Source organism: Ignavibacteria bacterium (assembly GCA_036262055.1).
Taxonomy (GTDB): domain Bacteria; phylum Bacteroidota; class Ignavibacteria; order Tepidaquicellales; family Tepidaquicellaceae; genus DATAJP01.
In genome coordinates this window covers 184,357-199,894 of record DATAJP010000002.1, presented here as the reverse complement: position 1 = coordinate 199,894, position 15,538 = coordinate 184,357, and the positions used below count along the sequence as shown (strand labels likewise).

Genomic DNA, 15,538 nt, shown 5'->3' with positions numbered 1-15,538 from the left:
AAAAATATAAGTTTTATAAAGTGTCATTCTGAGGAGCTTGCGACGAAGAATCCCCGAATTTTTACTCAAGGAATCCTTCACCTCGTTCAGGATGACAAAAAGGATTGAAAAATGAAACGCATAATGTTTAAATCAAAGGTTCATAGAGCAACCATAACACAAGCGGAGCTTCATTATGAGGGCTCACTTACGCTTGATTCTGCATTGATGGATGCGGCGGGTATGCTTCCATATGAGCAGGTTCAAATTGTTAATGTAAATAACGGTGAAAGATTTGAAACATATTTAATTGAAGGTGAGAGAAATTCAGGTATAGTCTGCCTGAACGGTCCTGCTGCCCGCAAGGGTCAGGTCGGTGACCAGATAATTATTATTAATTATGGATTATTCGATGAACATGAGCTTGTAGGTTTTGAACCGAAAGCTATTCATGTGGATAAAAATAACAAAATCATAAAAGAAAAAAGCTCCCTTGAGCTTATAGATGTATAATTGAAGTAGTCCTCTTTTATTCCGCTTGTGCTGGGATTCCCGTTTTCACCGGAATGACTTCAGTCAAGCGGATTCTTTTTTAAACGCTTAACATACTAAATGAAAAAATTAGCTACCGTTATACTTGCTGCCGGTAAAGGTAAACGTATGAAGAACCCCGATAAGTCAAAAGTTATGTTTGAGCTTGGCGGGAAACCGATGATTGAATACGTTATCAACCTTGCACTAAAAATAAATTCTGATTTAATTATTCCCATCGTTGGTCACCAAAAAAATGCAGTCATAACTTTTTTAAATACAAAGTTTGATGCTCATTCAAGTAAATTAAAATATGCTCATCAGGATGAACAGCTGGGAACAGGACATGCTGTAATGCAGACAAATCTGCACATGGAGGACTTTGATGGTGATGTTTTGATTCTATCGGGCGACGTTCCTTTGCTTTCATTTGAGACTGTTGATAAATTTCTGAAATTCCATCAGGCAAATAATTTTGATGCGTCGCTTTTATCAGCAATATTCGATGACCCTTCAGGTTACGGTAGAATTATACGCGACAATGAGGGAAATTTCATTGACATCATTGAACATAAGGATTCGAATGATGAGCAGTTAAAAATAAAAGAAATCAACTCCGGAATTTATATTGTCGATAACAAAAAATTATTTGAAGCATTAAAAACTTTGAAGACGGATAATTCGCAGGGTGAATATTATCTCACGGACATTTTCAAATATTTCCGTGATATGGATTATAATATAGGCGCAATTCCCGTAGATAAAAATCACGAGATTACCGGAATAAATACTATAGAACAATTGCAGGATTTGGAAAATTTATATTTGACGGGAGCTAAATAATGTCTGACATAATAGTTTCAGTTTCAGGAGTGCGTGGAATAGTCGGTGATTCATTGACTCCGCAGAACATTGCTAAATATGTTTCTGCGTTTGCAGAATATTGCAGGTTAAATTCTAAAAGTAAAAGCATAATTGTCGGAAGAGACGGACGCCTGCATGGCGAGATTATTGCCGATATGGTAATAAACATTCTTAAAATTGCAGGATTTAATGTGACGTTCATTGGTGTTGTTCCGACCCCGACTGTTCAGATTGCAACCGAAGACCTTAAAGCTGCAGGCGGAATTTCGATTACCGCTTCTCATAATCCTCAGATATGGAATGGTCTGAAATTTTTAAATTCAAACGGAACGTTTCTTGATGAACTTCAGGTGAAAGAGTTTATCGACATTGCCGAAAGCGGAAAGTTTCAATATGCCGATATTGATAACATCGGCTCTGAGGTAAATGATTTTTCATGGTTAAAAAAACATGTTGCCAAAGTTTTAAAACTGAAAATTCTGGACAAAGCAAAAATCCGCAAAAGAAAATTTAAAGTTGTTGTAGATACGGTTAATTCTGCCGGTTCTAAAATCGTTCCCGATTTACTTGAAAAGCTCGGATGTAAAGTTATAGAATTATTTTGTGACGGAAGCGGAGTCTTCCCTCACACTCCCGAACCGCTTCCTGAAAATCTTACGCAGCTAAGCAAAGCTGTTAAGAAACACAAGGCGGATTTCGGAGTTGCCATTGACCCGGACAGCGACAGAATGGTACTGATCACAGATGAAGGAGAGCCGTTCATCGAAGAAAACACGATTACATCTGTTGTTAACTTTGTCTTAAGAAAAACTAAAAATAAAGATAAGACCGCTGTAGTTAATTTATCAACAACAAGAGCTGTTGATGATGTTGCTAAGCCGTTTGACGGAAAAGTTTTCAGAAGCGCAGTCGGGGAAATAAACGTTGTCAAGGAAATGATGAAGAATAACTCTGTCATTGGTGGTGAAGGAAGCGGCGGAGTAATTTATCCTGAACTTCATTATGGAAGAGATGCAATTGTCGGCTTGGCATTGTTTTTGAATGAGCTTGCAGATTTTTCTGAAAAACAGGGAAAGAAGAAAGGAAAGCTGAGCGATTACAAAAATCAGCTTCCGCAATATTTTATTTCAAAAGCTAAAATAGAAAACGTTTCTGACCCGGATACAGTACTTAATATTGTTGCGGGTGATTATGCTGAAAACGGATGCATCGTAAATACTCTTGATGGTGTAAAGCTTGATTTCGAGGATTACTGGATTCATCTTCGCAAATCCAACACTGAGCCCATCATAAGAATTATTACTGAAGCTAAAGACAAAGAATCTGCAGAAACAGTCCAGAGTGCATTTGTAAGTTATATTAAAAGTTTAATTAATGGTTAAAAAACAGACTCCAGTAGATTACTTTAATGAATTTTTAGAATCGGAAAAAAGCTCCGGAGTTCTTCTAATTATCTGCACTGCAATTTCATTATTACTTGCAAATTCACCTTTATCTTCAGCTTATTTAAGCATATTTAATTTTACATTCGGCATTGAATCATTACATTTGCGCGAGCCCGTTTTGTTGTGGATAAATGATTTACTGATGTCAATATTTTTTCTGCTTGTCGGGCTTGAAATAAAACGCGAGTTTGTCTGCGGTGAACTTTCTTCCTTCAAAAAAGGAGTTCTGCCAATCGGTGTTGCGCTTGGGGGAATGATTTTCCCTGCTTTGATATTCGTGATGTTTAATGCCGGCACTGATACAATTTCAGGATGGGGAATTCCAATGGCAACCGATATTGCTTTTGCGCTTGGAATAATTTCAATTGCCGGAAAAGCTGTGCCATATTCGCTTAAGGTTTTTCTTGTTGCTCTAGCAGTTGTTGATGACTTAGGTGCAATCATTGTGATTGCAATTTTTTATACATCTAATCTTGCATTGGTAAACTTACTTTATGCGGGAATATGTATCGTGGCTTTATTTGCAATGAACAAGCTTAAGGTTAAGAATATTTTCTTGTATTTCATTCCGGGAATATTTTTATGGTATTTTATTTTCTTATCAGGTATTCATGCAACAATTGCAGGTGTTTTGCTTGCGCTTATGATTCCGATTTTTAAAAATACAGATGTGTCACCTTTGCACCGTCTTGAACACGCATTGCACAAGCCGGTGAATTTTTTAATCATGCCGTTATTTGCTCTTGCAAATACCAGCATTGTTCTTGACAGCAGTTTTATAACAAGTTTATTATCCAATTATTCATTTGGAATTATGTTCGGATTGTTTTTCGGAAAGCCGATAGGTGTTTTAATTTCAACATGGCTGTTAATCAAAACAAAAATTGCGCAGTTTCCTGACGGTGCAAAATGGTCACAGATTATAGGAGTTGGTTTTCTCGCAGGTATAGGATTCACGATGTCAATTTTTATTACTACCCTTGCTTTCACTGATTTTAGTATTATTGAAAGAGCTAAATTTTCAATATTAATTGCTTCCTTATTGTCCGGTATAATAGGTTTTATTATTTTAAAAAAGAACGGTAGAAATATACCGTCCGATTAGTAAAAAACATTAAATGACTTTATCGAGATACTTAAAATATATTTTTAACATTAAAAGAGGTTCCGATGAAGAAACGACAATTACGGAAATTACCGGTAGTGTTGACTTAAAAGGCGTCAATATCTGGCTTCTGTTTTGCTCCGCAATCCTCACCTGCATTGGTCTCGACACAAACTCTGCGGCGGTTATTATTGGGGGTATGTTAATATCTCCTTTAATGTTTCCGATTCTGGGGATAGGTCTATCGATCGGAATTAATGATTCAAATGTTTTCTCACGTTCCATAAAAAGTCTTTCCTTTGCGGTCATAATTACTTTAATTTCAAGTTTTATTTATTTTAAATTCACACCATTGGGTGATGCTACGTCTGAACTTCTTGCCCGGACAAGCCCTACCTTACTTGATGTTCTCGTGGCATTTTTTGGCGGTGTTGCAGGCATAATTTCAATCTCAAGAATTAAAAAGACTAGCGCTATACCTGGTGTGGCAATCGCAACGGCATTGATGCCTCCCCTTTGTTCAACAGGATATGGACTGTCTCTTGGTTCATTTAATATTTATGGCGGAGCATTTTATCTTTTCTTTATAAATGCAGTTTTCATAAGTATTTCCACATATTTAATTGTTAAGCTATTAAGATTTCCGTTAAAATCCTACATGAATAAAGCATATGAAAAAAAAGTGAAGGTATATATGGCTATTGTGTTGATTATAGCATTATTCCCAAGTATTTATTTTTTATATACGGTGTATCAAAAATCTCAGATAAATCATATTATCAATGACAATATAATAGTTTCGATGATTACTCCTGAAAGGGAAATAATTAAATGGAATATCCGTGAAACTGATTCGGTAAATTCCATAAATATTTTTTATGCTGGAAGAAGAATTAACGATGTTGATAAAAAAAAATATAATGAAATATTAATTAATTCAGGACTGGATAATTTTAAGATAAACCTTGTTCCTATTAACGTTTCAAAAGATGAAATTAAACAGGTAAGCGAAGACATAACACGCGAAATGTTAAAGACCATTGAGCTTAATGCAAAATCCTCCGAACCCGTTATCGAAAATAACCTGCTTAGAGAAATTTATAATGAAATAAAACTGGTGTTTCCCGAGATAGAAGAATTCAGCATAGGCGAACAATATAAAGTTCAAGACGATACAGTAAACGTAAATAATAAAGATTCCTTAAAGACCGATACGCTTAAAACATTGTTTGTAAAATTCAATTCAAGTGTGAATATTGCAAATAAGAATACCATAAAGGAAAGAATCACAGCGTTTATCAAGAATAAACTGAATTCAGATTCTCTTATTGTCATTGAAAATTAAAATTCTAAATCCGCCGAGATAATGCTGCTACTGCTAAACAAATTTACTTATAAAGAACTTTTAGAATTTGAAAAGTTCATCAAATCTCCCTTCTTTAATACAAGCGAACGCGTCACAAAACTATTTTTTTATTTAAAGAGTTTATATCCCGGGATAACAGAAGAGAAAATATCCCGCGAAAATATTTTCAAAGCGATTAATTCCGGGAAAAAATATGACGACCAGAACGCACGGAAACTTATTTCCGACTTTAACAGAATTTTTGAAAAATATCTTGCATATAAAAGCTTTGAAAAGTATAAATCAGCTTATAATTCGTATCTTTCCACTTCGCTGAAGGAAGCGGGCGACCAGAAACTTTTCAATTTTACTGCCAAAAAAATCCTTACAGACTTTGATAATAATTTTAACCGCGATAACGATTATTATTATTACAAATATAAAATTGAAAATGATGTTTATTATGCAAACTTTGATTCGTATAAACCCGGTATACCTAAAATCATAAAAGATAAATCAAAGGACGTTGACTTCTTGTTTGCATTTATGAAGCTTCACATATATAATGAAGTTTTGAATATCGAAACAGCAATGAAGAAGAAACTTGATTTTGATTATTCATATTATGACAGCATTATGGGTTTTGTTAAGCAGAATGAAACTGAAATAAAACGTAAACATCCTGACTTATATGTAATTTATCTCAGAACCTTAATGTATAAGCATTCGGACGAATTTGCATACGTTAAGGAATTGATTAATTACATCAGGAAAAATGCCCGGAAATTCAACAAAGAAAAATTAAATTTTTATTATACCTTCGCCGCTGCTTTTTATTGGGAATTTTATAATAAGGGTGACTTATCAGTCATAGCCCCATTGTTCAGTATTTATAATTCAATGATGAAAGCCGAAAGCTTAATAATGTACAATAAAATTTTTGCTGCTGATTTTAACTGCATTGTTCTTGTCGGGCTTCATCTTGAAAAATATGACTGGCTTGAAAATTTCATTTATAAATACGGCAGTTATCTTGACAAAGAAATAAGAAAGGATTTGGTGAATCTTGCCCTTGCGCGTCTGCATTTCCGCAAGAATGATTTTGAAAAAGCAATTTCTTTTGCTTCAAAGGTAAAATCTTCAAGCCCGATTTATTATGTAAATATAAACTTCATATTTGGTAAATCATTCTTCGAGCAAAATGATATAAAGTCGCTTGAATATATTCTTGATAATCTCAAGCATTATAAATCACGCAACAAACAGATTAATAAAGATTTAATTGATAACATTAACATTTTTAATTTTTACATGACAAGATTGATTAAGATTTATGACTCAAACGATGAAGACAGCTACATTGAACTGAAAAACTTTTTGAAAAAAGAAAAGCGGTTTGTTCCTGACAAACGCTGGCTTATTGAAAAAATAAAAGAAAAAGAAAAATCATTTAAATAACTTAAAATCTTTCGACTTTAATCCGCAAAATTTAATAATTAAATTGTAACGAATATAATTAATTTCCCCCTTTGGAGGGGGATTAAGGGGGAGAAATAAGAAAACTTGAGCAAAAAATACCAATCATACTTACCAAAATCACACAGGTTTAAATTCATAAAATATAAAAAAGACGGCTATAAGGCGACCATTACGATTAACCGCGAAGATAAGCTGAACTGCCTTAACCTTGAAACTATTCAGGAGTTAAAAAATGCTTTTAAGCAGTCTGCGTGGGATGATGATGTAGCGGTTGTAATTTTAACCGGTGCCGGCAAGCGAGCATTTTCCACGGGCGCAGATGTAAAAGAACAGGGTGATTATTTCATAAACAATCCCGATGATTATTATAAATGGATGTATGAGTTCATTGAGCTTCATCAAGTAATGAAAGATTTAGGCAAACCGACAATTGCCCGTCTAAATGGAATGGTTGTCGGAGGCGGCAACGAGCTTAACATGAGCTGTGACCTTGCAATTGCAGCCGACCATATCACGATTAAGCAGGTCGGTCCCAGAATGGGAAGTGTTCCGGCTGCAGGGGCAACACAATTCCTTCCGCTTATTGTTGGCGACAGAAGAGCACGTGAAATAATTATGTTGTGTGAAGACATTCCCGCAAAGAAAGCTCTTGAGTGGGGACTTGTAAATGAGGTTGTGCCTTATGCACAGCTTGATAAAGCTGTCGATGTTTTAGCAGAAAAATTATATAACAAATTACCTGTGTGTTTAAGATATGCCAAGCAGCAGTTAAACTTCTGGAGAGATTTATCGTGGCATCTGACAATAGGTCATGCCCGCGACTGGCTTTCAATTCATAATCTTTCAAATGAGGTGAAAGAAGGAATAACAGCTTTCAACAAAAAAGAAAAATTAAATTACAAAAAAATCCGGGAGAAAAAGTCTAAGTAAGGTCATTTCCGTGCAAGCGGGAATTTTTTATTTCTTCACTCCAATTTCCAGCTTATACTCAAAGCTTTCTTCAAATAGTTCTTTTCTTCGGTTTGCGCCCCAAAGTTCGAGCTCTGGGTTTTCAGGAGTCGTCGTTTCAAGTTTCATTTCCAGTATATCGTTATTAACCGACATATCAACATTCTTCACAACCGATTTATGACCACGGTCGAGCCCGTCAGCTACGCGCAAAATTCCTGAAAGTCTTCTTACAAGCTCTTTATCTTTTGGGCTGAGCTTATGATATCCCTCGTGCTTGGACTTAGGGTGAGACTTGCGGTGGTAGCGCGCTATGTTTGCTATGATTTCAATTTCATTATCCGTAAACCCAAGCATCTCGGAATTTCTTATTAAATAATATGAGTGTTTGTGATGCTGTGTATGTCCGATATGATATCCGATATCATGCAATAGCGTACCTGCTTCGAGATATTCCTTTGCCCGGTCGTCAAGTTCAAATTTCAATTTCAAAAAATCAAAAATTCTTAAGGCAATATGTGTTACTTGTTCGGCATGTTCTTTTTCATAATTACAAAGTTCGGCAAGATGCAAAATGCTGTTACGGCGGACATTGCTTAAATGCCCGAGGTGTTCATTTCCAAGTTCTTTGTTTATAGTATCAAGAATTATTCCCTCACGTAAAGCAAAGTTCGATACTGTTATGGAAGGAAGCTCAAGCTCGTTGAATATTTGTTCAAGTATCAATGCGCCTGCAACGATAATATCTGCGCGTTTTTCATCAAGCCCCGGAATTTTTTTCCTGTCTTCAATTGTCTCTGCTTTCAGAATTTTTTTGATGATTTTATCAAGCGAATCTTTGCTGTAAGTGAAATTATTAAGATTAAATTCATCTTCAATATTTGGCTTGTCGAATGCATAAATCATCAGACCAATATTTGAAATCGTGCCTGAAGAACCAACTGCCAGGTCAAATTTTTCATTTTTAATTGCGCGAATAACGGGATTTATAGCTCCTTTAATATATATTCTTGCCTCTTCAACGGCTTTCTCTTTTACTTTCCCATCTGGAAAGAAATTCATTGTCAGTCTAACGGCACCTACTTTGACGCTATTGCCATGAATAATATTTCCTTTTTCACCGATTAGAATTTCAGTGCTTCCGCCTCCGATATCAATCATTACAATTCTTTTGTTAAATATCGGCAGCGCCTGAAGAGTTCCGAGATAAATCAAGCGCGCTTCTTCATAACCTGAAATAACCTCAATTTCTATTCCTGTTTCCTTTCTTACACGGGAAATAAATTCTTCTTTATTGACAGCTTCACGCGTTGCACTCGTTGCAACCGCTCTTATGCGAGCATTAAAAGAATCACTCACTTTCTTAAATCTTCTGACGGCATCAATTGCTCTGTCAATTGCATCCGGAGTAAGATACTTCATGTCTTTTGAACTGCTCCCCAAGCGTACGACTTCCTTATCTCTCGTTAAGATTTTAAACCGTTCTTTTCCCAATATTTTTGCAACGACAAGATGAAAGGAGTTTGTCCCTAAATCCATCGCAGCAAGTACATCATTTTTCAACATAAGTTACTCGTTAGTTTTATTTTTAATCATGTTAATCATTGAAACAGCTGTATCAAAAACCTCACTCAATGAAATGTCATTTATGTTAACTGTTTTTGATTTTATATAAATATTATTTTCTCCATAAGGTGCCCATTCAAAACCGTTTGTCGGACCAAATAAAGACAGCACGTTTGCATTAACCCCTCCGGCAACATGCATAACACCGGTATCGTTAGTTATGAATAAATCCGTCTTGCTCAAAACAGCACCGACTTTTCTAATCGGAGTATTTTCCAGAATAGTATGAGGAATGTTTTTTTCGTTCAATAAATCAGACAGATTGCGTGTAACGTCCTTATCTATAAAACCCGATGTTATCAATATATAATTCCCGTATTTTTCATAAAGCTTAGAAATGAGTTCAGAAAAATTTTCAACGGACCAGCGATTTGCAATTTTTCCTGCGCCGGGATGAAACGCAATCAATAATTTCGATTTATCAGGAAAGTTTTTTGAAATAAATTCTTCTGCAAACTCATTCTCGTTTTTATGAAGTATGATTTTTATTTTTCTTTCCTGAGGAGGAAGGTCGCATCCAATCTGTCTTCCGATATCGAGATTCCGTTCAATCTGATGAAACTGTTTTTTATCCCATTCAAAATCCGATTTTATGTTAAGCAGAAACTCCGACCCGTTCGGTTTCCCATCTATACTTTTTACCCCGATTTTTACTTTTGCTCCGCTGAAATAATTTATAAGATGTGAAGTTCTCGAAAGTGAAACAGTCGAAGGGACAAATCCTAAATCGAAATGCCTGCTTCGTAATTTTTTTATGAAGCTTAGAATTTTTTTAACAGAAGATTTGTCATAAACAAGCACATCATCAATGAACGGATTTATATCGCTGAAAAGAATTTCATAATTTATCGGTGATGCAACGAGTGTGATTCTTGCGCCCGGATATTTTATCCTTATTGCCTCAAACAGCGGGACGGAGCACAGCATATCGCCAAGCTGGTTATGCTGGCGGACTATTAAAATATTTTTCACGTCCGGTAGTTCGGAAGAGTTAAGAGGTTTGGCTTTTAAGAATAGTTTTAATAATTCCAAATTGTATAAGGAAACTAAAAGGAAGGTTATTTTATTTCTTCAAAGTCGGCATCGATTATTTTTGAGCCGTCCAAATTTTCTTTTTTTGCCTGTCTGTTAAGATTGTTGTTTTGCGGAGGATTAGGATTTCCACGCATCCCTTTTAAAACAGTCCTCACTACAAGCAAAATCAAAAAAATAAGAATTAATATTATTATAAATGAAAATTTACCCATTGTCTATTTTTCTGCGGACTTGCTTGCGCCCGGGTCATAAAATTCCATCGCCGGACGTTCAGGTTTCAAAATTTCAGTTACTAATTTTTCAAAATCTTCATCATTATTGACAAAATCAATCTCGGTAGAGTTTACTATCATTACTTTTGTTGTCTTAAATCTGAAAAAGAAATAATTATATGCTTCATTTAAATCTTTTATATACTCCTCTCTGATTTCTTTTTCTATCTCCCGGTCTCTGTGACGGATATTAAACATCAACCTGTCCATGCTTGATTGCAGATATATAATCAAATCAGGGACGACGAGATTTTTCTCTATGAGTGTTGCAATTTTTTCATAAAGCTTAAGTTCGTCATCTGCAAGATTCAGATAAGCAAAGATTTTATCTTTCTCAAAAATATAATCGGCAACAATATATTCGTGAAACAAATCCGGCTGACGCAAATCCGCAAGCTGCCTGTAGCGGCTGAGCAAAAAATACATTTGAGTATGAAATGCATATTGCTGGGGACTTTCATAAAATCTTTCAAGAAAAGGGTTCTCATCAAAGTTCTCGAGGACAAGCTTCGCATTCAATCGCGCTGAAAGCTTTTTTGCAAGCGAAGTCTTTCCTGCGCCTATAACCCCCTCTATTGCAATATATTTTATATTAATATCCTCCGTGTTTTCTGGGAAGTCATTTCCGTATAAACGGAAACCCCGATCGTGTTAATTTTCATATTTCTTTACTACCAAAGCATCTCCGCTCTTACTCAAAAGCTCAGTTATTGTTTCATTAAAAACCGGATGAACAAAATCCGGTGCAAGCTCATACATGGGAATTAAAACGAATTTTCTTTTCTCAATTTCTTTGTGAGGAATGTTTATTCTCTCCGATTTAATAATTTCGTTTCCATAAAACAAAATATCTATGTCAATCTCCCGCTCCTGCCACTTGCCTTTGCTTTTCCGTTTGAGCTTCTGTTCAATTGATTTTACTTCATTAAACAATTCTTCAGCAGAAAGCATTGTTTCAATCTCAACCGCAGAGTTTATAAAATCGGGCTGTTCCTTGAAACCCCACGGTTCGGTTTCATAAAGCGATGCTTTCTTTATAATCTTCGTATCTTTTAAAGAACCAATTTCTTCAATCGCTCTCTCGATATATTCAACCCTGTTGCCTAAATTAGAACCAAGCCCTAAAAATACTTTCACATCCTCCCCCTCAATCCCCCTCCGAAGGGGGAAGAAAAATTTTATTCACGTGTATATTTTTGTTCAATCTCAACGTTGTCGATAATGCCAAGCGGTGCGTTTGGTTTTCTTATTCGCACGGTCACTTCATAAACCTTATCGAAGTTATTTAGTATTTCCGTTCCAATCATTTCATTCACGGTTTCAATCAGGTTAAACTTATGTGTCGTAAAAATCTTCTCAACTAATTTATACACAGCAAGATAATCTACTGTATTGTTCAGGTCATCAGTCATTTTCAATCCCGGCAGGAAGCAGTCCATCTCGATATCTACTTCAAATTGGTTGCCGTATTCCTTCTCATACTCAAGCACTCCGTGATAAGCATAAAACTTCGCATTATTTATTTTAATCTTGGTCAATTAATTATTTTGTTGAAGTCATTCCCGCGAAGGCGGGAATCCCATTCTTATCTTTTCTTCTTTGCTGTTTTCTTTGTCATTTTCTTAACAACCTTCTTCGTCTTCTTTGCAGAAGATTTTTTAGTAACTTTCTTACCTGACTTCTTTAAAGTTTTTTTCGAAGACTTTTTATACAACTTCTCCAGAGCTTTCTGCATTGCTGCTCCGATGTCAGCAGGAGAATCAACAGTAATGATTCCGCACTCACGCATAGTCGCAAGTTTTTCATCGGCAGTTCCTTTGCCTCCTGAAATAATCGCTCCCGCGTGTCCCATTCTTCTTCCGGGAGGAGCAGTTTTCCCTGCAATAAATCCGACAACAGGTTTCTTTACATTCTTCTTTATGTAATATGCCGCCTCTTCTTCAGCGCTTCCGCCGATTTCACCTATCATAACAATCGCATCAGTATCTTTATCTTCATTGAATAATTTTACTGCATCAATGAATCGTGTTCCAATCACAGGGTCGCCACCGATACCGATACATGTTGACTGTCCGATACCAAGCTTTGTTAATTGATTTACAGCTTCATAAGTCAGCGTTCCGCTTCTTGAAATCAACCCCACTCTTCCTTTTTTGTGAATGAACCCCGGCATTATGCCGATTTTACATTCATCAGGAGTTATTATCCCCGGACAGTTTGGTCCTATATATCGAACACTTCTGCCGTTTGTATTTAAGTGTTTAATATAATCGTAAACTCTAATCATATCTTTGGTGGGAATTCCTTCGGTGATGCAAACAATCACATCGATACCCGCATCAGCTGCTTCTATAATTGCATCGGCAGCAAAAGGCGCAGGAACAAAAATAACCGACGCATCTGCTCCTGTTTCATTAACTGCATCTTTAACTGTATTATAAATCGGAATCTTGTCATTGAATTTCGTTCCGCCTTTTCCCGGTGTAACGCCTGCAACAACTTTTGTTCCGTAATCAATCATTTGGTTTGCGTGGAATGTTCCTTCACCGCCTGTAATTCCCTGAACAACAACTTTAGTCTTTTTATTAACAAGAATGCTCATTTAGTATTTTGTATGTTATGTAATATGTTTTAAGTTAGCTTATTTATTTTTTTGAAATTTTGTTATTCTTGATTTTCCATTTTCCTGTATCGTCTGAAACAAGATTATATGTTACCGTCATCTCGGTTTCCTGCTCCTTGCCGTTGACTTCTTCAACCTGCTTCAGCTTAACTTTAACCGTTGAGCTGTTTCCTTTCTGCGAAACAACTTCAGGTTCGGAAAGTATTACAAACTTCTTTACGTTTTTATACGCAGACTTGAATTTTTCTTTGGAGCGTCCTTCCCACAAGCTTGCAGCGTTATTCATGTTCTTGTCAAAGTTGCCGTCCTCATCTGTTCCGCGTTTTATGTATTCAAGATAATCATCGATTGTGGTTTTCGGATTGGTAACCTTCTTGTTAAGCTCTTTTTCTTTCTGAACAACCTTTGCGTCTTTCTTTTTTTTCTCTGCGGCGGCAAGTGAATCTCTTATTGCAGTCGAATCAATATGCGATGTAATGGAATCAATGTGAGTAGTAGAATCACCCGTAATCTCCTGAAGCTTTTTCAGCCGTTCAAATTCCTCACGCGCTAATCTTTCTTTTTCAGCATCGGCATTAAATTCCTGATTCGGAGGAACAAACTGCGGCTCTTCTTTTTTATTACACGAACTCAGCACAATAAACCCGAAGAGTAAAATGAATAAATATTTGTTTTTCATAAACTATATTTAACAAAATACTCTAATTAAAAAATTTATTCAATTTATTAATTGGTTTTGTGGATAAATCCTCAAATATTAACTTGAATACCTCATCGCTTTCAGCTAATTTTATTGTTGACATATATTTAACTTTTGGATTATACTGAGTTTAACAAAACATTAGGATTTAATATGAAAATGCTTCTTTTCAGCGACAGAATGAGAAGAAGCATTTTTTATTTTAGAAATTCTGATGGGTTTTCTTATGTTATAAATTTTAAAGAAGCTTAAACTCACAAAACCAAATTTTAAATCTAACTTTTTAAATAATGGCAGAATCAACATACAAAGAACCGGCTCCGTATAGAAAAGGCGAGGCAAATCCATTCGAATCAATGATGATTAGATTCGATAAAGCAGCAGAGATGTATAATCTCGAAGAAGGATTATATAACTATCTTAAATATCCTGTCAAAACCGTAATAGTTTCGATACCCGTTCAGATGGATAACGGCAAGCTCGAAGTATTCGAAGGATATAGAGTCATACATGATAACATTTTAGGTCCCTCAAAAGGCGGCATCAGATATTCACCTGACGTTGACCTTGACGAAGTTAAAGCGCTTGCATCATGGATGACATGGAAATGTGCAATTGCAAATCTTCCTTTCGGAGGAGCAAAGGGCGCAGTGAAATGCGACCCGTCAAAACTTTCAATGACAGAGCTTGAAAAAATAACAAGACGATATACTTCCAATATGCTTGAGATATTCGGACCGGATACAGATATACCTGCACCGGATATGAATACTAATGAACAAGTGATGGCATGGATAATGGATACATATTCAATGCACAGAAGAAAAACTGTAACCGGTGTTGTTACAGGCAAGCCGATTATAATCGGTGGTTCACGCGGTAGAAGAGAAGCAACCGGACGCGGAGTTATGATTGCGGCAATGTGCGCTCTTGCACGTCTTGAAATTGATGTTAAACATACTACAACCGTAATTCAGGGATTCGGAAATGTCGGTTCGGTCAGCGCGCAATTGCTCAGAGAAAAAGGTTCAAAGATTATTGCCATCAGTGATATATCAGGCGGATATTATGACAAGAACGGTATTGATGTTGATTTGGCAATCGAATATGTGAAGAAAAATAGAACACTTGAAGGCGGTGAATTCGGAACAAAGATTACCAACGAAGAGTTACTCGAATTAGAATGTGACATTTTAGTTCCTGCTGCAAAAGAAGACCAGATTTCTGCTGAAAACGCTCCAAGAATTAAAACCAAAGTTATAGTTGAAGGCGCTAACGGTCCGACGATGGCTGAAGCTGACCAGATTCTTAGAGACAAAGGCATAATGGTTATCCCCGACATACTTGCAAATTCAGGCGGTGTTATAGTTTCCTATTTTGAATGGGTTCAGGACAGACTCGGATATTTCTGGGAAGAAGATGATGTTAATAACAGATTGAACAGAATGATGACAGAAGCTTTTGATAATGTTTACGAAACTGCGGTTAAGTTCCAGACAACACTCAGACTTGGTGCTTATGTTTATGCAATCGATAAAGTTTCACAGGTATTGAAGCTCAGAGGAATATACGGGTAAGATTTAATG

The 15,538-nt window shown here is 36.0% G+C and carries 16 protein-coding genes; 8 read left to right on the top strand and 8 right to left on the bottom strand.

Annotated elements, in window-relative coordinates:
* Nucleotides 1–111: 111 nt before the first annotated feature.
* The 7 genes from panD (at nucleotide 112) to VHP32_02580 (ending at nucleotide 7,678) form a co-directional block, all read left to right on the top strand.
* Nucleotides 112–492 (top strand): aspartate 1-decarboxylase, encoded by a 381-nt coding sequence (gene panD, locus VHP32_02610; protein HEX2786769.1) that lies wholly within the window; start codon nucleotides 112–114, stop codon nucleotides 490–492.
* Between the two features lie 99 nt (nucleotides 493–591).
* Entirely contained in the window at nucleotides 592–1,353 is a 762-nt protein-coding gene (locus tag VHP32_02605; GenBank protein ID HEX2786768.1) for a sugar phosphate nucleotidyltransferase, read from the top strand.
* Nucleotides 1,353–2,756, top strand: a complete 1,404-nt coding sequence (glmM, locus tag VHP32_02600) for a phosphoglucosamine mutase (protein HEX2786767.1) — start codon at nucleotides 1,353–1,355, stop codon at nucleotides 2,754–2,756. Before VHP32_02605 ends, glmM begins: the two co-directional genes overlap by 1 nt.
* A complete protein-coding gene (gene nhaA, locus VHP32_02595; protein ID HEX2786766.1) occupies nucleotides 2,749–3,924 on the top strand; it encodes a Na+/H+ antiporter NhaA in 1,176 nt (391 codons plus the stop codon). The genes glmM and nhaA overlap by 8 nt, the downstream gene beginning before the upstream one ends.
* Nucleotides 3,925–3,937: 13 nt before the next feature.
* Nucleotides 3,938–5,269 (top strand): TIGR00341 family protein, encoded by a 1,332-nt coding sequence (locus VHP32_02590; protein ID HEX2786765.1) that lies wholly within the window; start codon nucleotides 3,938–3,940, stop codon nucleotides 5,267–5,269.
* Nucleotides 5,270–5,290: 21 nt separating this feature from the next.
* Nucleotides 5,291–6,727: a hypothetical protein gene (locus tag VHP32_02585; GenBank protein HEX2786764.1), complete on the top strand. Its 1,437-nt coding sequence runs from the start codon at nucleotides 5,291–5,293 to the stop codon at nucleotides 6,725–6,727.
* Nucleotides 6,728–6,832: 105 nt separating this feature from the next.
* A complete protein-coding gene (locus VHP32_02580; GenBank protein HEX2786763.1) occupies nucleotides 6,833–7,678 on the top strand; it encodes an enoyl-CoA hydratase/isomerase family protein in 846 nt (281 codons plus the stop codon).
* 27 nt (nucleotides 7,679–7,705) lie between these two features.
* Here the strand turns inward: VHP32_02580 and VHP32_02575 are convergent, their stop codons facing one another.
* The 8 genes from VHP32_02575 to VHP32_02540 all read right to left on the bottom strand — a co-directional run bounded on the left by VHP32_02575 (nucleotide 7,706) and on the right by VHP32_02540 (nucleotide 13,931).
* Complete coding sequence (locus VHP32_02575) at nucleotides 7,706–9,262, bottom strand: Ppx/GppA phosphatase family protein (GenBank protein HEX2786762.1); 1,557 nt, start codon at nucleotides 9,260–9,262, stop codon at nucleotides 7,706–7,708.
* A 3-nt stretch (nucleotides 9,263–9,265) separates the two neighbouring features.
* A complete protein-coding gene (locus VHP32_02570) occupies nucleotides 9,266–10,354 on the bottom strand; it encodes a glycosyltransferase family 9 protein (GenBank protein HEX2786761.1) in 1,089 nt (362 codons plus the stop codon).
* Nucleotides 10,355–10,380: 26 nt separating this feature from the next.
* Nucleotides 10,381–10,569 carry a hypothetical protein gene (locus VHP32_02565; GenBank protein HEX2786760.1) on the bottom strand — a complete coding sequence of 63 codons (189 nt, stop codon included), beginning with the start codon at nucleotides 10,567–10,569 and terminating at the stop codon, nucleotides 10,381–10,383.
* 3 nt (nucleotides 10,570–10,572) lie between these two features.
* Nucleotides 10,573–11,205, bottom strand: coding sequence for a deoxynucleoside kinase (locus tag VHP32_02560; protein HEX2786759.1), 633 nt, complete (start codon nucleotides 11,203–11,205; stop codon nucleotides 10,573–10,575).
* Between the two features lie 75 nt (nucleotides 11,206–11,280).
* Nucleotides 11,281–11,766: a 2-amino-4-hydroxy-6-hydroxymethyldihydropteridine diphosphokinase gene (folK, locus tag VHP32_02555; protein HEX2786758.1), complete on the bottom strand. Its 486-nt coding sequence runs from the start codon at nucleotides 11,764–11,766 to the stop codon at nucleotides 11,281–11,283.
* Nucleotides 11,767–11,807: 41 nt separating this feature from the next.
* Nucleotides 11,808–12,167: a dihydroneopterin aldolase gene (folB, locus tag VHP32_02550; protein ID HEX2786757.1), complete on the bottom strand. Its 360-nt coding sequence runs from the start codon at nucleotides 12,165–12,167 to the stop codon at nucleotides 11,808–11,810.
* A gap of 47 nt (nucleotides 12,168–12,214) precedes the next feature.
* On the bottom strand, nucleotides 12,215–13,231 hold the full coding sequence (gene sucD, locus VHP32_02545) for a succinate--CoA ligase subunit alpha (GenBank protein ID HEX2786756.1): 1,017 nt from the start codon (nucleotides 13,229–13,231) through the stop codon (nucleotides 12,215–12,217).
* 43 nt (nucleotides 13,232–13,274) lie between these two features.
* Nucleotides 13,275–13,931: a hypothetical protein gene (locus VHP32_02540; GenBank protein HEX2786755.1), complete on the bottom strand. Its 657-nt coding sequence runs from the start codon at nucleotides 13,929–13,931 to the stop codon at nucleotides 13,275–13,277.
* A gap of 311 nt (nucleotides 13,932–14,242) precedes the next feature.
* Here VHP32_02540 and VHP32_02535 point away from each other — a divergent pair, with 311 nt between their 5' ends.
* Complete coding sequence (locus VHP32_02535; GenBank protein HEX2786754.1) at nucleotides 14,243–15,529, top strand: Glu/Leu/Phe/Val dehydrogenase; 1,287 nt, start codon at nucleotides 14,243–14,245, stop codon at nucleotides 15,527–15,529.
* Nucleotides 15,530–15,538 lie beyond the last annotated feature (9 nt).